This is a genomic window from Chryseobacterium tagetis (genome assembly GCF_016735585.2).
Taxonomy (GTDB): Bacteria; Bacteroidota; Bacteroidia; order Flavobacteriales; family Weeksellaceae; genus Chryseobacterium; species Chryseobacterium tagetis.
The window spans coordinates 706,325-726,383 of record NZ_JAERSE020000002.1 but is presented as its reverse complement, the minus strand read 5'-3'; the positions used below and the strand labels follow the sequence as shown (position 1 = coordinate 726,383).

Genomic DNA, 20,059 nt, shown 5'->3' with positions numbered 1-20,059 from the left:
CTCCTACTCTATCAGCTTTTCAGATTCCGCTATTAATTTTCCTAATGTAGTGAATTTTATATAACGGATACTATTTGATTATAAATTTCTTCATCTTCTATCAATTCACCAATAAAATAGTGAATATCTTCACGATCATATTTATTCGGAAACTGATACCCATTGATTAAAATGATAGGTGTAAAATTAATTCCCGCATTTTTATTTTCTATCGACATATTGACAACCGGAGTAAGATTTTCATCGCTAGAAGTAATTCCTACTTTTTGCCTTACTTTGCTTTCATCTCTTGTTTCAAACCAATACTCCACAAGATTGACAAACTCTTTCTCAGGTTTATTTTTGTATACGTGCATGAAATCGGAAATCAACTGAGTATATTTTTCATTTTGCTGCTCCGGAGAATAATTAAACCTCATCTGAACAGAAATATCGTTAGGATATTGATGCAATAAATTTTCTACTATTTCATGAGCTCCTTTACAAAATCCGCAATAAGGATTGGAAACAACAGAAAGATGAAGCTTAGCCTCTTTATTTCCAACGAAAAAAGTATTCTCATCTGAAAATTCAACTTTTTCCTTATCTAAAAGTTCTCTTTTGAAAAGATCATAGTTTCTTTTAAACCTAAGATTTTTAGCATTCGATTTCTTAAGTTCTTCTTTTTGATTCAACAAATTATTGAAAAAAGCAGTCGTAAAAAACAATGACGCAAATACAATAGTACTTACAAAAACAATGGCCAAAGAAGCCCCCCAACTAAAATACACCGTACTTATTGCAATCTGGGACAATAAAATAAATATGATCAGAAAACAAACCCTACAGAAAGATTTTTCAACAAAAAACTGAACATATAAAGAATACAAAATGACCACCGAAGAAGTCAAAGCCGTAATTCGTAAGACAAACTGAGCATCAGGGAAAATAAGTCCCAAAAAGGTAATTCCTAAAAAGTAGATCAAACTAAAGTCTGATAATTTAAGTCCCAAAACATTGGTTTTATCAGAAGAAAAGATCTTTGAACAAGAACTTTGGGTAGCATTATTTGTTCCTACTCCACAAATATTATTAACAACAGTAGAAACCTGCCCAAATTTCTGATTAAAAAGCTCTAAAGAAATATAAACTCCGGCTAAAGACAATATATTAAAAACGCTTTCATACCAGCTAAACTGAAGCAAAGAATATAGAATAATTAATCCGAAAATTGCATAAATAACCGGCTTAAAATTGAAAGAAGAAGCTGTTTTTGTCCCTTCAATCTTTTCAAAAAGAAGCACAAATTCACTTGATTTCTGATAAAGCTCTTCTTTCGTTACATTTTTTACTTTATCCGAATACACCGTAAACTGATCTCCCTTTTTTTTCACCAAAGAAAAAGAATTGTCAACTACAGCAATATATTCTTCCGGAAGTTCATCCCAATATTCCTTATCCAATTCATAAGCATCATTTCTTAGTCCTAAAAAATTGAGGGTGTCACTGAAAGCCAAAGCAGATGGATAATTAGGATGAGAACTAAACTGGAAATAAAACTCCTGCTTATCAAGCTTAAAATAGTCTATTAGTTTTTCAAAATTCATAAATAATTCTGTGATTTCATGATGGTATACTATTACTTCTGTTTCATATCTTTTCAAAAGTAAGTCGGATAAATATACTGCTTTCATTCAGAATATTTCTAATATACAGGAATTATTATGTATTAATTTTAAGAAATTTAAGTAAATTATTGATTTAGAATAAATTTCAGAATAATCTCACCTGCTGCTCCTTTGTTCCCGTAAAGTTTTCAGTAGACAATTTGGGGAACTCTTTTCCGTCGAAAAATTTCTTTCTTCCTATTTTAAAGGTGTTGTGAATCATTTCGGCAATATTTCCATCACCTTTTTGCCTGTCAAAATATCTTTTTTCGCCCAGATTCCCTCCTCTCATCGAGCGAATCAGGTTTAAAACTTTCTGTGCGCGGTCCGGAAAACAGGTTTCGATCCAGCGTACAAAAACGGGTTCTACAGTATCATTTAATCTTACTAAAGTGTAACCAAAACTTTGTGCTCCTGCCTCCGAAATAGCTTTTAAAATATTTAAAGGCTCATCACTATTCAACCCCGGAATAATCGGAGCCACCATTACATTTACAGGAATATGGTTTTCAGAAAGAATTTCTATCGCTTTCAGTTTATTTTTTGAAGAGCTCGTTCTGGGTTCCATTTTTCTGCGCAAGTCTTCATTTATTGTGGGAATGCTCAATGAAACGGAAACCAGGTTTTGTTGAGCCAAAGGCTTTAGAATGTCCAGATCTCTTAAGACCAGAGCATTTTTTGTCAGAATATTTACAGGATGTCTGTAATCCAAACATACCTGCAGCATTTTTCTTGTAATCTCAAATTGTCTTTCCGCAGGCTGATAACAATCTGTATTTCCAGAAAGCAGAATAGGTGCGGGTTGGTAACCTCTTTTCCGGAAAAATTTTTCTAATAATTCCGGAGCATTTTTTTTCACCATGATCTTTCTTTCAAAATCAATTCCGGCGCTATATCCCCAATATTCATGAGTCGGTCTTGCAAAACAGTAAGAACAGCCATGCTCACAACCCTGATAAGGATTCATAGAATATTCCATCGGCAAATCTTCACTTTTCACCTGATTGACAATGGTTTTCGGAAACACTTCGGTAAAAGAAGTCTTTACCGTTTCAAAATCCTCATCATCTGGCTCAAAAGTATATCTGTCGAAACGGTTAATAACATTTCGTTGCGCACCCTGACCTTTTATATTATTTTCGTTCTGCATTTCAGATGCAAAATTAGAATGGAACTTTTTGAAAATAATGAGTTTTAACACTAAAGTTTTCCACAAAAAAACCGATCCTTTCAAAAGGACCGGTTTTAAACATAATTTAAATATATTTTTTTACTACTTCAGTGCATAAAATTCTACTCCGTGATGATCTTCATCGTGGTTTTTTCCATCAAAATGTCTGTGATAATCTGAGTAGATATCATTGTATTTTTTATCCTTTTTAGTCAATATTTTTTTAATTCCTATAAAACTTAATACCGCCAAGAAACCAACTCCTCCTGCCAGTAATACTCCAACTTCTTTTTTCATGTTTTGTTTATTTTATTTCTAGTAATTCTTACAAAAAGCATACCTATTCGTATTTTATAAATTATAAATTTTGTTAACATTGGTTTTCTCTTAAAATATACTTTACTAATATTTTACAGAACCAAATGGTTTAATTATTGTAGTAAGTAAACAGAGATAATTGTGAAAAAATAAAAGTATATGAGCCAAATGACAACATTAAGCCAAGTAATGGAAACGTTAAGAGAAAGAGGAATAGATCAGGAACTCAGAATGAATGAACAGGGGGAAATGAGATTTGAAAATTCTGACAAGATTTATTTACCCTCAGAACTGATAATACTAAAAACCTATCGTTTTGAAGGCGACAGTAGTCCCGATGACAATGTGGCACTGTATGTCATAAAAGACAGCATCGGAAATCGCGGAATGATTATAGATTCTTACGGAGCCGAAAGTAACTATCCCGGTGATCAATTTGACACTTTCCTAAGAGATATTCCTGTAGAAGAAATTGATGATGATAGTTTTTAAAATATAAAAACTCCCGAACTTATTCTGTTTCGGGAGTTTCTTTTTTCTTAAATATATTCTTTAAAAATCCTTTTTTCTTCTCTTTGGGCGGAGTGTTTTCCTGTTGTTTTTGCTCTTTTGTATTTTTAACTTCCTGTTTTAATTCATTTACAGAACTTTTCATATCCTTAACCGCAGAAACTGCCTTCTTTACTTTTGTTTCTGTTTTATCAGCGTTTACTCCTATTAAAGTTTTCTTCAGCCCGTTTTCAATTCCTTTCCAGAAAAGATTAAAGAATGATTTCGTAGGATCCCGTTCTATATTTTCTACAGTCACTTCTTCAGGAAACTTTCCGGAGTCGGACTTTATAAATAAATTGGCAACCGCTGTAAGAACTCCTTTTTTCTCATGGTTCTTTTTATCTAAAATAGCAATCTTAAGATCTTTATGTTTTAAATTGAAAGTTCCGCTTAATCCTTTAGGATTTCCTTTGAAATTAAATAACATCTCCTGAATCGTTCCCGAAGTTGCGGTTACGTGCAGATAAGGTCTTATGAAAGGATTTATTCCCTGAACAGGAAGATTGGTCGTTCTTCCGGAAATAGCAAAAGCATCATTCGAATTCGCCACATCAAAATTCCAGTTTACCGCCAATGGAGAAAGATTCATAAATGAACAGTTGATCTTAATATCTACTCTTGTCGGTTTTCCTTTTAATTTTGCAGAATTCAGGTTTTTAGTATTCATATTAAAATTACTGAACGTCAGTTTTCCTGGCCCCGCACTTTCAGGAGTATCCTCTTCATATACCAGCACTGAGTTTTTCACATCCAGATTATGTATCTGAAACGGAAATTTTATACTTCGGAGCATTTTGGAATATAATGCCTTTTCTTTTGGATCGTCTTTTGGTATTTTGCTTCGGAAAATATTGGCATCCGCAGACTGAATGGTCACATTAGAAGCATTGACAGATTTATTACGAGAAAATAAATCCCAGCTTCCTACAGCAGTAATCTGTTTTGCGGTGATATCATACAAGTCTCTCTCAACCGGAATCATTTTAATAAACTGAGCTCTGGAAACAAGTGGCTTCATGGCAAAATGATCTATTTTAACTTTATCATTTCCAAATTCAATATTCGCTACAGACATATTATAAAATTTGGTTTTGTAGGTAAAGTTTTTAGTTGAAAACAAATAATTTTTCACATCAAATCCTAATCCTGTTCCGTCAGACTTTTGTTTGATCTCCAAATGGTTTAAAGATGCATTTAAATCATTGAACTTTAAAGGCTGATTTCCTTTTTCGTACACAATATTTGAATTTTTCACCGTCACTTTTCTGATCACAAGAGGAAACTGAATTCCTTTTATTTGCACCTTTTTAGGAGGATCTATTTTATTTTTTTCCTCAGTTTTAAAGATACCATTTACACGGTCAACCAAAATCTCATTGATTTCAAGATTGAGTTTTTTATCTATAGTTTCCCACTTATTTACTGTAAAGGCAAGTTGATTTAATTTCAAATCTGTAGCCGTTCGAGAAGAGGTGATGGCAATATTTCTGAATTCTCCTTTTTTAGGATTTAATCCAAAACTTTCACAAACAATATTTTCAGCATTAGAATAAGCAATATCTCTTCCTGTAATACTAAAATCCTTATATCGCACAGGAATCATTTCGTCTGAAGTTTCTTTACTGAATTCTAATTCATTGATATTCAGATTTAGCTCTTTGGCAGAAAAAAGCTTATTGCCATCCGGTTTTATAATCTGAACGGTTGCCTTATCCATTTTAATTCCATTTAGATTAATTTCAAAATTGGCAGCCTTTTTATTATTTTTTTTAACCGCCTGAGTGGTATAAACAGTCAGATTAGGCTGATGAAAAAAAGCTTGGGTAAGCGAAATTCTATTATTTTTAAAAATAACATCTTTAAAGTCCATTCTCGGAATACTGAACTGGAAGAGTTGTTTTTTTTGCGGATACTTTTGCTTAAACTGATCAAAGGTAACAAGCGGATCTAACCTGAAATTATCTACAGACATTTGTCCGTTCGAAGTTGTTATTTTATCAATTTTCAGGGCATAGATATCATCCGGCTGAAAGAAAAAATTCATTCCTTTGATACGATAGCTGTCAAATACTACCGGAAGTTTGTCTTCAACAGACTCTTCTGTCATCTGCAAATTTTCAACGTACAGATCCAGCTGTTCTATTTTCAGAAACATCTGCTTTGTATATTTGAAAATCGTAATTTCCCCTTTATTAATTCTGATATTCTCAAACATTACCGGATTTTTCTTTTTTCCGGTCTTTTCATCAACGGGTTTAGCAAGAACAATATTCAGATTAGGTTTGCTCAGTAGAAGATCTGTAGAGCTTATCCTTTTATTAAGTAGTGCATCAAAAATTCCGAAGCGACTTATTTTTAACGTATCAACAGTTCCCTGAAGTCCAATAACTTCAGTATTTTGAGGATTTTTATTGTTAATTGTAATTCCGGTTACAAGAATATTTCCGGTCGTAAGATCTACATCTAATATTTTATACGAAATTTTGTAAGCCGTATTTTTTTTAATGAAATCGGGAAGTTTGTTTTTAAGCCAAAAATTAAACCCGAAATTACCCAACAAAACAATCCCAAGCAAAATTGCAGTTGCGATCAGAAACTTTTTTACCCAGGATTTTTTCATAGTTGTGATTTGGTTACTTTCTTTTAAATTAACTTCAATTCCTCACGCTCAATTCTATTACATACCCTTCATGACCTCTTACATTAATAAAATTCCCACCTTCAAAGCCAAGATACTGACCTTTAATTCCGGTTAATTTTCCCGTAAATTCAGGCTTTTTATCTAATGTGAATGAACTTACTTTTTCAGGTTTTTCAAAAGGATAATCAAATTTCCACATATTCTCTCCTTCACTATAGAACTGTTGAAAATCTTCAGGGAAATACTCTTTAATCTTTTGCTGAAAATCGGCTAGATCTATCTCATCCTCAAAATCATCCTGAAGCATTTTTCTCCAGTTGGTTTTGTCCGGAAGATGTTCTTTCAATGCGACCTCAATCATTCCTGCTTCATAGCGATTTTCCGTTCTTGCAATAGGCAATGCAAAAGTCGCACCCTGATCAATCCATCGGGTAGGAATTTGAGTATTTCGGGTTACCCCTACTTTCACATCGCCTGTATACGCCAAATATACAGTGTGCGGTTGCAGCTGGATTTCTTTTTCAATTTCCAAATCGCGCTCTGCAATTCCTAAATGCGCGGTAGAAAGCTCTGGTCGAATGATCGTATCACTTGCGTAAGGACTTTCAAAAAAACAGCTTTTACAAAACCCCATTCTGTAGATTGGCTTATTCTCACCACAATTAACACACTGAAAACCGACATGCTTTATCGTTAATTCTTTACCAAACAATTCGTTCATATGAATTAAATCTCCGGAAAGATTAAGATAGTATTGAATCGGCTCATCATTGAAGCTCGTCATTTTTAAAATTTGCCCTTTAAACTGCATAATATTTAATAGTATTACTTTTTTAAGTAAATTTAATGAATTAAAAATTGAAAACTTAATTTTATAGTTTTTGTAAAAGTAAAAAACGCAGATGAATTATCTTGTTACAGGAGGAAGTGGATTTATTGGTTCACATTTGGTTGAACAATTATTGAAAAATGGACATTCTGTCATAAACATTGACAACTTCGATGATTTTTATGATTATAAAATAAAAATCAGGAATACTTTAGAATCTATTGGTAATAATTCTGATTTTGAATTTTCAGAAAAAGAAGGTGATTTAACAAAACTTTTATCCATTACCCAATCCTCAAACTACAAATTATACACTGAAGATATCCGGGACAAAAACGCCTTAAAAACCATATTTGAGAAGCATTCTGCTGATGTTGTGATTCATTTAGCTGCTTTGGCAGGTGTTCGTCCTTCAATAGAAAGACCTTTAGAGTATGAAGAAGTAAATATAAAAGGGACTATGAACCTTTGGGAACTCTGTAAAGAATTTCATATTAAAAAATTCATTAATGCGTCCTCATCAAGTGTTTATGGAAACAATGAAAAAATACCTTTTTCCGAAACCGACAATGTAGACCAGCCTATTTCTCCTTATGCTGCTACCAAAAGATGTGTAGAGGTTCTTGGACATGTCTATCATACTTTGTACAATATAGATAGTATTCACCTCCGGTTTTTTACAGTGTACGGACCAAGACAAAGACCTGATCTTGCCATTCATAAATTTACAAAACTCATCACGGAAGAAAAGGAAATACCATTTTATGGAGAAGGAAATACTTCCAGAGATTATACTTATATAGACGATATTGTTGACGGAATTATTAAATCTATTATTTATTTAGAAAGCAATTCGGGGGTATATGAGATTATCAATCTTGGCGAAAGTGAAGTTGTCAGTTTAAATGAAATGCTTTCGTATTTAGAGGCTGCTTTAAAAAAATCTGCCACTAAAAAAAATCTGCCAATGCAGCCCGGAGATGTCCTTAAAACCAACGCCGATATTACAAAAGCCAAGACATTAATTGGCTATAAACCTGCCACCAACTTCCAAAATGGCATAAAAAAATTTGTGGAATGGTTTTTGAGAAATGACATTCAGAATCCTCAATAACGATTGTAAAGCAGTCTGTACAAAGGAAAATGAACAAAAATTAATAAAAAGAGTTGAAAATCAAGTATAAAAAAGCATATAATATAAGCTATTTTTATACTTTTGCAAAAAATTAGAAAATTATGTACTGGACATTAGAATTAGCTTCTTACTTAAGTGACGCACCTTGGCCGATGACAAAGGCAGAGCTTATCGACTACGCAATCAGAACTGGTGCACCGATGGAAGTAGTGGAAAATCTTCAAGCGATCGAAGATGAAGGAGAAATTTATGACGCAATCGACGAGATCTGGAGTGATTATCCTACAGACGAGGATTATCTTTGGAACGAAGACGAATATTAATTAAAGCATTAAGCTTTAAGCGATAGCTTAGAGCTTTTTTGCCCTTTTTAAATATCAATTTTGCACGATAAGTGTTATTAAAAACGCTTAAAGTATATCGCTTTAGGCATAAAGTAAAAAATTTATGAGTTTTTTAAACAAAGTTCTTAAGGGGTTTTTGGGAGACAAGAAAGCGCAGGACCTAAAAGAAGTAAAAAAAGTTGTAACAAAAATCAAAGCTGTTGAGCCAGGAATTCAGCAATTGTCTGATGATGGTTTAAGAGAGAAAACTGCTGAGTTTAAAGAAAATATTAAATCTGCAACCAGCAACATCACAGCTCAAATAGAACAGATTCAAGAGCAGATAAAAAATTCAACAAACGTTGACGAAAAAGAAGCTCTTTTTTCAAAGATTGAGACTCTAAAGAAAGAATCATACGAAATTGAAGAAAAAGTTCTAGGCCAAATTCTTCCTGAAGTTTTCGCTTTGGTAAAAGAAACTGCAAGGAGATGGGCTCAGAATGGAGAAATCCGTGTAACAGCTTCTGACTGGGACAGACAGTTGGCTGCTATGGGAAAAGATTTCGTAGAAATTCAGGGAGATCAAGCTGTTTGGAAAAACTCATGGGATGCTGCCGGAACACCTGTAAACTGGGATATGGTACATTACGATGTTCAGTTTATCGGAGGGGTTATTCTTCACAGTGGTAAAATTGCCGAAATGGCAACCGGTGAAGGTAAAACGTTGGTAGGTACGCTTCCTATTTTCTTAAATGCACTTCCTGCAAGAGGAGTTCACGTGGTAACAGTGAACGACTATCTTGCCAAAAGAGACTCGGCGTGGATGGGACCATTGTACCAATTCCACGGAATGAGCATCGATTGTATCGATAACCACCAACCGAACTCAGACGGAAGAAGAAAAGCATACAATTCTGATATCACTTACGGAACCAATAACGAATTCGGTTTCGATTATTTGAGAGATAACATGGTAACTTCACCTTCAGAACTGGTACAAAGAGAATTAAACTTTGCTATCGTGGATGAGGTTGACTCTGTATTGGTAGATGATGCAAGAACACCGTTAATTATTTCAGGTCCGGTTCCTCAAGGAGACAGACAGGAATTTGATGTTCTGAAACCTTCTATCGACAGAATCGTTGAAGTTCAGAAAAAAACGGTTTCTACCATCTTTAATGAAGCGAAAAAATTAATCGCTGCAGGAAAAACAAAAGAAGGAGGATTCAAATTGCTTCAGGCATACAGGGGTCTTCCTAAAAACAGACAATTAATTAAATTCTTATCGGAAAGCGGAAACCGTGCATTGCTTCAGAAAGTTGAGGCTCAGTATATGCAGGACAACAACCGTGATATGCCGATCGTAGATAAAGATCTTTACTTCGTAATCGAAGAAAAGAACAATCAGGTTGACTTGACAGACAAAGGTGTTGAATACATGTCTCAAGGAAACTCTGATCCCAACTTCTTCGTTCTTCCGGATATCGGAACTGAAATTGCCGAAGTGGAAGCTAAAAATTTATCTAAAGAAGATGAATTTGAAGCTAAAGAAAGACTTTTCTCTGATTTTGCTGAAAAATCTGAAAGAGTTCACACCATGAGCCAATTATTGAAAGCCTATACATTATTCGAAAAGGATGATGAGTATGTAGTCATTGATGGTGAAGTAAAAATCGTTGACGAGCAGACCGGTCGTATCATGGAAGGAAGACGTTATTCTGACGGTCTTCACCAAGCGATCGAAGCTAAAGAAAACGTAAAAATCGAAGCAGCAACCCAAACTTTTGCAACCGTTACCCTTCAGAACTATTTCCGTATGTACAACAAACTTGCGGGGATGACTGGTACTGCTGAAACGGAAGCGGGTGAGCTTTGGGAAATCTATAAATTAGACGTTGTGGTAATTCCTACCAACCGTCCGATTTTAAGACATGACAGACAGGATTTAGTTTTCAAAACTAACAGAGAAAAATATAACGCTGTAATTGAAGAAATCGAAAGATTAACAGCTGCAAAAAGACCTGTATTGGTAGGTACAACTTCGGTTGAAATCTCTCAATTACTTTCTAAAGCGCTTCAATTAAGAAAAATTCCTCATCAGGTTCTTAACGCGAAACTTCACAAAAAAGAAGCGGAAATCGTTGCAGGAGCAGGTCAACCGGGAGTTGTGACAATTGCAACGAACATGGCGGGTCGTGGTACCGACATTAAGCTTTCTAAAGAAGTAAAAGAAGCCGGAGGTTTGGCAATTATCGGTACTGAAAGACACGACTCAAGACGTGTTGACAGACAGCTGAGAGGTAGAGCTGGACGTCAGGGAGATCCGGGAAGTTCACAGTTCTATGTGTCTTTGGAAGACAACTTGATGCGTCTATTCGGTTCTGAAAGAATTGCTAAAATGATGGACAGAATGGGTCACAAAGATGGTGAAGTTATTCAGCATTCTATGATCTCTAAATCTATTGAAAGAGCTCAGAAAAAAGTAGAGGAAAATAACTTCGGAACAAGAAAAAGACTTCTTGAGTATGATGACGTGATGAACAAACAACGTGACGTTATCTACAAGAGAAGAAAGAATGCTCTATTCGGGGATCACTTAAAGTATGATATCACCAATATGATTTTCGATGTTGCTAATTCTATCGTTGCGAAAGGAAAGGCTACAGGAAATTATAAAGATTTCGAATATGAAATCATCAAAACGTTCACCATGGAATCTCCTGTTTCTGAGAATGATTTCAAGAATAAAAATGTTCAGGATTTAACGAATATTTTATTCAAAGCAGCTCAGGAAGATTATCAAATGAAACTGAACTTATTGAAAGAGAAATCATTCCCTATTATTGAGAATGTGTACCAAAATCAAGGTTCTATGTTCAAAATGATTCAGGTTCCATTTACAGACGGTCACAAAACCATGACCATCGTTGCAGATCTTAAAGAAGCTTACGATACTCACTGTGAAAGTTTAGTGAATGATTTTGAAAAGAATATTACTTTATCTATCATTGATGAAAACTGGAAACTTCACCTTCGTGAAATGGATGATTTAAGAAGATCTTCTCAAGGTGCTGTTTACGAGCAGAAAGATCCGTTGGTAATTTACAAACAAGAATCTTTCCACTTATTCAGTGAAATGATTGACAAATTGAACAAAGAAATTATTTCATTCTTGTACAAAGGAGAAATTCCTGCATAAGAAAAATAATTAATTCATCATATAAAACCCGCATCAATAAATATTGTTGCGGGTTTTTGTTATTCACTGTATAATATTTTTATGATAAATATCAATGTGATCTCTTATTTAGAATAATTAAAAACAATATCTTTGCAAAAATTTTTGTTTCATGAAAAATGTACTGATCTGTGCCTCATTGTTGGGTTCTGTGCTAAGTTTTGCCCAGGAAAAAAAAGATTCTACAAATACTAAAAAAATAGAAGAAGTAATTGTAAATGCCATTCTGAAAAAAGATTCAGAATACACCAACAAAATGCCCTTAAAGGCTATTGAAAATCCGCAGCTATTTTCTACAGTTGACAAGATATTTTTCGAAAATCAAATGATTTATTCAGTAGATGATGCGTACAGAAATGTAACAGGGATTCAAAAAATGTGGAGTGCTACAAACAGAGCCGGAGATGGAGGAGCTTATATTGCCTTAAGAGGTTTTGTATCTAATAATTCTTTAAGAGATGGTATGGTTGCTCCGGTTACAACATCAATTGATGCAGTAAACGTAGAAAAGCTTGAAGTCTTGAAAGGTCCTTCTGCAACTTTATATGGGAGTAATGTCACATCTTATGGAGGGGCGGTTAACAGAATTACGAAAAAGCCCTATGATACATTTGGTGGAAATGTTTCTTTGATTGGAGGAAGTTATAATTATTATAGAGCACAGGCAGACATTAATGCACCTCTTACCAAAAATAATAAACTCATGTTCCGTGTAAATACAGCATATACGAACACCGGAACTTTTCAAAAAACAGATGCAAAAAATACTTACACAGCATTTACGCCATCATTACTATATAAGGTAAATGATAAATTAAGTTTAAGCTTAGAGTATGAAATGTTCGATACAAAAGCAACCCCTGAACAGTCATTTTTCTATTTATCAAAAGCCACAACAGGAGTTGATAATGCCAAAGACCTGGAAAAATTAGGATTGGATTACAAACAATCTTACTATGGCGATGGAATGTACACGACGGCTAGAGTGAGAAACCTTTTTGGACAGGTTAATTACAAGATTAATAACAATATCCGTTCAACGACTAATGTAAGTTCTGCCTATACTTTTTCAAATGGATATAATCCGTACTTCACGGCATACTTAAATCCGGCAGATAATCAATTATATGTAAGCAGAGCCGACCAATCCACCGATCACAGTAAAAAAACATATTTCCAGGTTCAGCAGAATTTCAATTTTGATTATAAATTTGGAAACGGTATGCGTAACAGAACTGTTGTTGGATTCGATTTCCAGAACATCAAGAATACTTTACGCTACAAATATCTTACACAAGGATTTATCACGCCTGATGTTCCGGCAAACGGTTATGATTATGCTGGTACTTTTAATTCTGAAACATTAGCAGCAGCTTATCAAAATCTGCCTGTAAGTACATACGATCAATTAGATGAACAAAATACTTACAGCGGATATATTGCCAACGTATTTACCCCAGTTACTGGGCTTAATATTATGGCAGCAGTACGATATGAAAGCAACGAATTTAAAGGGGGAACTTTATGGATCAACGAAGTGAAACCTTTTAATCAATCTGCTTTTTCTCCAAAATTCGGGGTAGTCTATGAGATTATTAAAGATAAGTTCTCTGTTTTTGGAAATTATCAAAATAGTTTCAAGAGTTATGGCTATTATTTCACCGATGCAGCAGCAAATACTGCATTATCAGATCCTGAAAGAGCCAATCAGTTCGAAGGAGGTTTCAAAGGAAGCTTATTGAGAGGAAAAGTAAATGCAACTTTAAGTTATTATAACATTAAAGTGAAAAACTCATTATACACATTAGGATATATCCCAGGAACATTCAATGCGTATCAAAACCCAGCTGGAAAAGTAGAAAGTAAAGGAGTAGAATTAGAAGTTAATGCTTATTTAGTAAAAGGATTATCTTTAGTTGGAGGCGTAAGTTATAATGACTCTAAATATATCTCTTCCGATCCTGTAACACAAGGAAGAAGACCCGGTACAGCTGGTTCACCATGGTTAGCAAGTTTATATGCAAGTTATCAGATTCTTGATGGTAACTTAAAAGGGTTAGGCTTCGGGATTGGCGGAAACTACGCCAACGATCATAGAGAAATTAACAATAATATTTTAGATTCAAATAACAATGTTATTGGCGAAAGTATCTTCATTCTTCCAAAATATCTTGTGTTAAATGCCAGTGCATTCTACGATACAAAGAAATTCAGAATTGGTGTAAAAGTTGACAACTTTACCAATCAGCATTATTGGGTAGGTTTCACCACTGCAAATCCACAGCAATTGATAAACGCCTTAGGAAGCATTACTTATAAATTTTAATCTTTAAAATACAATGACTATTCCTGAGCTTTCAGGAATAGTTTTCTTTTAAATGAAAAAGAAACATCATCATAAGAAGAATCCTTCGCTGATAAAAAAATGGTCTGCCAAACTGCATTTGTGGTTTGGCTTATCCGTTGGCCTCATTGTTTTTATTGTTTCTCTAACGGGTACAATGTATGTTTTCAAAGACGAAATACAGGGTGTTCTCAGAAAAGACGTTATATACGTTAAACCGGAAACTGTTACTCAGAAACCGATGCCCATTGAACTTCTTAAAGAAAAGATCTCTTTGGAAGTCAATGAAAAATATCCTGTCAGTTCGGTGGAGATTCCTTTAGATAAAAACAAATCTTACGAATTTCTCATTTACGAAAAAAATAAGAAGGGCTGGAATTATTTTAATGAAGTAAAGATCAACAAACTAATTTACGTCAATCAGTATACAGGAGAAATCTTGGGAATTTACGACGAAAAATATGACCTCTTCCCTATTCTGAAATCGATCCACTGGAGTTTACTTCTGAAATCTGATTGGGGAGCATATGTAGTAGGAATTCCGGTCGTATTGTTCATTATCATGCTGATTACGGGAATTATTCTTTGGTGGCCTAAAAATAAAAAAGCAAGAAAAAGCCGTCTTTCATTTGACTGGAAAAACGTAAAAACATGGAAGCGAAAAAATTATGACCTTCACAATGTTTTAGGTTTCTATGTATCATTCATTGCTTTACTCATAAGTCTTACCGGAATCTATTTTTCCTATCCTTGGGTCAAAAATGTATTTAATCTTACTTTGTCAGGTGCTTTGGAACTTCCAAAAGAAAGAGAGATCAAATCACAGGATTCCCTATTAGCAAAAAACAGTTCAGTATATGATTTAGCTGTACAGCAGACAAAACAATTATATCCCGAATCATCAAGCTTCAGAATTCCGCTAAACGGAAAGAACAAAAAAGGGAAAAAATTAAAAAGCATCCCTGTCACGGTTTATCAGAAAGACGGAAGATTCAGTGAAAGAAGCTTTATTGCTTTTGATAAATATTCGGGAAAACTATTATCAAATAAACCTCATCAAAAACTGTCGAACGCCGAAAAATATTCCAATGCCAATTATGACATTCATACAGGTTCATATTTTGGATTGTTTGGAAAGATCATTTGGTTTCTGGCTGGATTGATCTGCACCTCATTACCTGCTACAGGATTTTTGATCTGGTGGGGGAAATATAAAAAACAAGGAAAGAAAACATCATGAAAAAGGCTCTTTTGTCAGTTGCTTGCTTAGGATCTGTCACTATTTTTGCACAGAAAACAGACAGTTTAAAAACCTCTAATGTAGAAGAAGTGGTACTTACCGCTTCAAGAAAAAAAGAGAATATCAAAGAAATACCGAGTTCTGTTACCATTGTCAATCAAAAGCTGATTCAGTCACAACTGACCGTAAACTCAGATATTACAAGTATTTTACAATATACCGTTCCCAGTTTGGCAACAAGCTCAGGACAGACTTCCAATACCGGACAAACATTGAGAGGGCGCCAGGTTTTAGTCCTAATTGATGGAATTCCACAATCGACACCTCTTCGAAACGGAGCCAGAGATTTAAGATCAATCGACCCTTCTGTTATTGAAAGAATTGAAGTCATTAAAGGAGCCTCATCAATCTACGGAAACGGTGCAGACGGAGGGATCATCAATTATATTACAAGAAAAAGCAGTTCTGATAAAAAGATTTCGGGAATTTCTCAGGTTGGTATTACAGGACAGCCTTATGGCGGAACACTAGGTTACAGAGCGAGCCAACTGCTCACAGGAAGCTTTGCCAAAAAGTTTGATTATGTTGCTTCATTCGCTTATGAAAGAACAGGTTACATGAAAGATGCCGATGGTGTGAATTTAAGCCCGACGTACAGCCCTGCAAAAATGAACAACTACAACGGAATGTTGAAGTTAGGCTACAACATCGATGATAATCAAAGAATTGAAGCCTCTTATATTGGATATGCTTCAAAATCTGACTTAAATTTAGGCTTAAAGACCGGAAAATACGGCATCACTCCGACTATTGGTGAAGGAGAAGGCAAAAATCTGGAAACCACTCCACAAGGAACGCCCAGAAACCACAACCTTAAACTAAGCTACGACAATAAAAACATATGGAAAGGAACTTCTTTGAACGTAAACCTTTACATGCAGGATTTCAGAACTGTGTATGGGTACAGTGATACCTTCTTAAATGGCGGACAGTCTAACGTTATTTCCAAAAAATACGGAGCAAGAGCCAATTTTGATACGCAACTTTGGAATGCACAGAATTCCCAGGCAGAAGTTATTTATGGAGTTGATATCCTGAACGATCAGACCGTTCAGAAACTGGAAGACGGCCGTTACTGGACTCCAGACATGAACATGACAAACATTGCCCCTTTTGCTTTGGTTAAAATAGATTTATTAAAGAAAATTACAATCAAAGGAGGGCTTAGATATGAAAATATGAAAGTGAAAGTTGGAGATTTCAGCACCCTTTCAACTGTAAAATCAGACGGAACTTTCACAAAAAGTATTTTCGTAACCGGAGGTAACCTTGAGTACAATGCATTGGTTGGAAACATCGGAATCCGTTACAACATCAATCCAATGATTAATGTTTTCGGAAGTTTTTCTCAGGCCTATTCCATCAACGAATTAGGAAGAATTTTGAGAACTTCAACTGCAGATACGATCACCAATCTTGAAACCAAGCCTATTATCGTTAATAATTACGAATTGGGAGCCACCGGACAAATTACAAAATGGCTGAATTATGAAGTTACTTCTTATGTAAGTACTTCAAAATTGGGAGCATCTTTTATTCAAAGTCCGGACAGAGCCTTGACCATTCAGAGAGCTCCGGAAGTTGTGTATGGAGTTGAAGGTTTCTTACATTTCAATCCTACCGGCTGGATCAATTTCGGAGGAAGCTACAGCTGGATGGAAGGGATTACTTCCCCTAAAGATGATGGAGATTATTCAACAAAAATTAATAACAGCAGAATATCTGCTCCTAAAGTTTTAGCGTATGCACAGGTAAAGCCATTGCAGAAACTTTCTGTCGGATTAGATATGCTTCATGCTTTCGGACAAGACAGATTTGAACCTAATGCAAAAACAGGTTTATATGTATATGGGGAAGGAAAAGTTCCTGAATACACCGTGTTCAACTTTAAATCAAGCTATGATGTCAATAAAAGCTGGAAAGTTTCTTTAGGAATCGAAAACGTATTCAATAAAATGTATCAGCCTGCTATTGCATGGTGGAGTGCAAGAGATGCCGATTTCACCAACTCTTTAGGAATGAGAGGGACTTTCATGGTTGAATATAGATTTTAATGAAATCGAAAGACTTGCAATTTATAAGCATTCTAAATAAAAATTAAAAGACTTATCTTTACCGAACTTAAGGAAAATATGCAGAAAAAACATCATCATAAAAAAAAGCCTAGCTTATTTAAAAAATGGACAGGAAAACTGCATTTGTGGCTGGGTCTTGGAGTTGGATTTCTAATCTTTATTATCTCTATTACAGGAGCTTTATATGTTTTTAAAGATGAGATTGAAAACTTTACCCGTAAAGATGTCATCTATCATAACGAACAAAATATAGAGCATAAACAAGTTCTTCCGATCCGGGTGCTGGAACGCGCAGTGGTAGATCAGGTGAAAGAAAAATATCCTGTTCACTGGGTGAATATTCCGATCGATAAAAAGATGTCTTATCTTTTTTACTGGTATGAACACAATCCGAAAGGCTGGAATTATTTTGATGAATTTCCCATCTATAAAGCAGCTTATGTAAACCCATACAACGGAAAAGTTTTAAGAACATACGACGAGAAAAACGGATTCTTCCAGATCGTAAAAATGATCCACTGGAGCTATCTTTTGAAACAGGAATGGGGAACTTATCTTGTAGGAATTCCGGTGATTATTTTCGTAATCATGCTGATTTCCGGGATTATCCTTTGGTGGCCCAAAAATAAAGCTGCCAGAAAACAGCGTTTCTCTTTCAAATGGCAGAATGTGAAAAGTTGGAAAAGGAAAAACTATGACCTTCATAATATTCTAGGATTTTATGCTTCTATTTTTGCTTTAATTTTTTCATTAACCGGACTATTCTATGCATTTTTTGTCGTTCAGGCTGCATTTTACTTCATCTTTTCAGGAGGAAAAACGACTTACCCGGACTTTTCATCCATTAAAACGAAAGCTCCGATTGAATTAAGAACAGAAGGAACTTTAGATAAAATCAGCAATACCGTTAAAGCAAAATATCCGGATTCTTACGGCTTTTCAATTGATCTTGGCCATGAGCACATGGATGATCATGAACATCCGAATTTCGAGGTGTATGTGAAACATTTATCCTACTCTTATCATAAAAGCAGCAGCTTAATTTTTGATGAAAACTCAGGAGAATTGCTTCACACTCACGACATGAAAGACAAAAATTTCGGTGAAAAAACAGTTGGAGCGAACTATGATATCCACGTCGGATCGATTTTAGGACTTCCCACAAAGATCGTTGCTTTCATTGTAAGTTTGATATGTGCCTCATTACCAGTTACCGGCTTCATGATCTGGTGGGGAAGAAGAAAAAAGAAAACACCCAAAACCGTTTAAATATTTTTTTAAATAAATATGCGGTTAATCGTCTAATAACTAAGATCTTTTTTATAATTTTAGCCTTTTAGAATTTTAAGCATAGAAATGTCATTAGTAGATTTGTCAAAACACGTTGCGCTGGGAATTGATATTGGCGGAACAAACACAAAATTTGGAGTGGTCAACCACCGAGGTGAAGTTCTTGAAAAAGGAAATATCCGAACGGATGCCTACGCTACTGTAGAAGAATATATTGACGCTTTATACGAAGCTGTTCATCCCATGATTGACAGCCACGGAAAAGAGAAAAATTTTGATGGAATAGGAGTAGGTGCTCCAAATGCCAACTACTATACAGGAACAATAGAACAGGCTCCCAATTTACCATGGAAAGGGATCATTCCTTTTGCAGAATTAATGAAAGCTAAGTTTGGGTTGCCTTGTACAATTACCAATGATGCGAACGCCGCAGCCATAGGAGAAATGCTTTTCGGAGCAGCCAGAGGAATGAAAGATTTTATCATGATTACCCTAGGAACAGGTGTCGGAAGCGGAATCATTGCAGGAGGTAAGTTAATTTACGGCCACGATGGATTTGCTGGAGAATTGGGGCACACCATCGTAAAACCAGGCGGAAGAAAACACTGGAGTACAGGTTCTGAAGGAAGCCTTGAAGCGTATGCTTCTGCAACAGGTATTTCTATTACGGCAAAGAAAATGAGAGCTGAATTCCCTGAATCTATCCTCAACCAATATCCTGAAGAAGCCATTAATTCTAAAACAGTACATGAATGTGCTTTGAAAGGAGATCCAATCTCTATTGAAGTTTTCAGGTATACAGGACAGAAATTAGGTGAAGCATTAGCCAACTTTGTGATGTTCTCTTCTCCAGAAGCGATTCTTTTATTTGGAGGGGTAATCAAAGCAGGTGATTTTATTCTAAAGCCTACCAAACTTCATATGGAAAGAAATCTTCTTCCTATTTTCAGAAATAAAGTAAAATTGGTTTTCAGTGAACTGGACGAAGCGGATGCTGCCATTTTGGGAGCAAGTGCTTTGGTTTGGGAAAAGTAATGAAAAGCTATTTTAAAGAATATTGAGCATCCTTTTTAGGGTGCTTTTTGTTTTTATATAAATTGTGTAAAGATTTGTTGTTTAATTTTAAACACAAAGATTTCTGTTATTATCGTTTTAACTTTTAGACGGCAAAGGCAAATAAATTCACACGCGAAGCTA

14 protein-coding genes are annotated in these 20,059 nt (G+C 35.0%); 9 read left to right on the top strand and 5 right to left on the bottom strand.

What is annotated here, in order from left to right; genetic code table 11:
- Positions 1–56: 56 nt before the first annotated feature.
- The 3 genes from JI747_RS08780 to JI747_RS08770 all read right to left on the bottom strand — a co-directional run bounded on the left by JI747_RS08780 (position 57) and on the right by JI747_RS08770 (position 3,114).
- Entirely contained in the window at positions 57–1,673 is a 1,617-nt protein-coding gene (locus JI747_RS08780) for a vitamin K epoxide reductase family protein (RefSeq protein ID WP_225687821.1), read from the bottom strand.
- Positions 1,674–1,752: 79 nt separating this feature from the next.
- Positions 1,753–2,796 (bottom strand): PA0069 family radical SAM protein, encoded by a 1,044-nt coding sequence (locus JI747_RS08775; RefSeq protein WP_225687819.1) that lies wholly within the window; start codon positions 2,794–2,796, stop codon positions 1,753–1,755.
- A 123-nt stretch (positions 2,797–2,919) separates the two neighbouring features.
- Positions 2,920–3,114, bottom strand: a complete 195-nt coding sequence (locus JI747_RS08770; RefSeq protein WP_225687817.1) for a hypothetical protein — start codon at positions 3,112–3,114, stop codon at positions 2,920–2,922.
- A 180-nt stretch (positions 3,115–3,294) separates the two neighbouring features.
- Between JI747_RS08770 and JI747_RS08765 the strand changes: the two genes are divergently transcribed.
- Positions 3,295–3,627, top strand: coding sequence for a hypothetical protein (locus tag JI747_RS08765; protein WP_225687815.1), 333 nt, complete (start codon positions 3,295–3,297; stop codon positions 3,625–3,627).
- A 19-nt stretch (positions 3,628–3,646) separates the two neighbouring features.
- Here the strand turns inward: JI747_RS08765 and JI747_RS08760 are convergent, their stop codons facing one another.
- Together JI747_RS08760 and JI747_RS08755 are read right to left on the bottom strand one after the other, a co-directional pair.
- The gene (locus JI747_RS08760) at positions 3,647–6,307 is read right to left on the bottom strand and encodes a DUF748 domain-containing protein (protein ID WP_225687813.1); all 2,661 of its coding nucleotides are present in this window, start codon (positions 6,305–6,307) and stop codon (positions 3,647–3,649) included.
- Positions 6,308–6,341: 34 nt separating this feature from the next.
- On the bottom strand, positions 6,342–7,139 hold the full coding sequence (locus tag JI747_RS08755) for a DUF2797 domain-containing protein (RefSeq protein ID WP_225687811.1): 798 nt from the start codon (positions 7,137–7,139) through the stop codon (positions 6,342–6,344).
- Positions 7,140–7,230: 91 nt separating this feature from the next.
- Here JI747_RS08755 and JI747_RS08750 point away from each other — a divergent pair, with 91 nt between their 5' ends.
- The 8 genes from JI747_RS08750 to JI747_RS08715 all read left to right on the top strand — a co-directional run bounded on the left by JI747_RS08750 (position 7,231) and on the right by JI747_RS08715 (position 19,897).
- Positions 7,231–8,271, top strand: a complete 1,041-nt coding sequence (locus JI747_RS08750) for a GDP-mannose 4,6-dehydratase (RefSeq protein ID WP_225687809.1) — start codon at positions 7,231–7,233, stop codon at positions 8,269–8,271.
- 122 nt (positions 8,272–8,393) lie between these two features.
- Positions 8,394–8,615 carry a DUF2795 domain-containing protein gene (locus JI747_RS08745; RefSeq protein ID WP_027382805.1) on the top strand — a complete coding sequence of 74 codons (222 nt, stop codon included), beginning with the start codon at positions 8,394–8,396 and terminating at the stop codon, positions 8,613–8,615.
- A gap of 124 nt (positions 8,616–8,739) precedes the next feature.
- The gene (gene secA, locus JI747_RS08740) at positions 8,740–11,814 is read left to right on the top strand and encodes a preprotein translocase subunit SecA (RefSeq protein WP_225687806.1); all 3,075 of its coding nucleotides are present in this window, start codon (positions 8,740–8,742) and stop codon (positions 11,812–11,814) included.
- A gap of 151 nt (positions 11,815–11,965) precedes the next feature.
- Positions 11,966–14,179, top strand: a complete 2,214-nt coding sequence (locus JI747_RS08735; protein WP_225687804.1) for a TonB-dependent siderophore receptor — start codon at positions 11,966–11,968, stop codon at positions 14,177–14,179.
- A gap of 52 nt (positions 14,180–14,231) precedes the next feature.
- A complete protein-coding gene (locus JI747_RS08730) occupies positions 14,232–15,437 on the top strand; it encodes a PepSY-associated TM helix domain-containing protein (protein WP_225687802.1) in 1,206 nt (401 codons plus the stop codon).
- Positions 15,434–17,551, top strand: a complete 2,118-nt coding sequence (locus JI747_RS08725; protein ID WP_225687800.1) for a TonB-dependent receptor — start codon at positions 15,434–15,436, stop codon at positions 17,549–17,551. The genes JI747_RS08730 and JI747_RS08725 overlap by 4 nt, the downstream gene beginning before the upstream one ends.
- 78 nt (positions 17,552–17,629) lie before the next feature.
- On the top strand, positions 17,630–18,841 hold the full coding sequence (locus JI747_RS08720; protein WP_225687798.1) for a PepSY-associated TM helix domain-containing protein: 1,212 nt from the start codon (positions 17,630–17,632) through the stop codon (positions 18,839–18,841).
- A gap of 87 nt (positions 18,842–18,928) precedes the next feature.
- Positions 18,929–19,897, top strand: a complete 969-nt coding sequence (locus JI747_RS08715) for an ROK family protein (protein WP_225687797.1) — start codon at positions 18,929–18,931, stop codon at positions 19,895–19,897.
- Positions 19,898–20,059 lie beyond the last annotated feature (162 nt).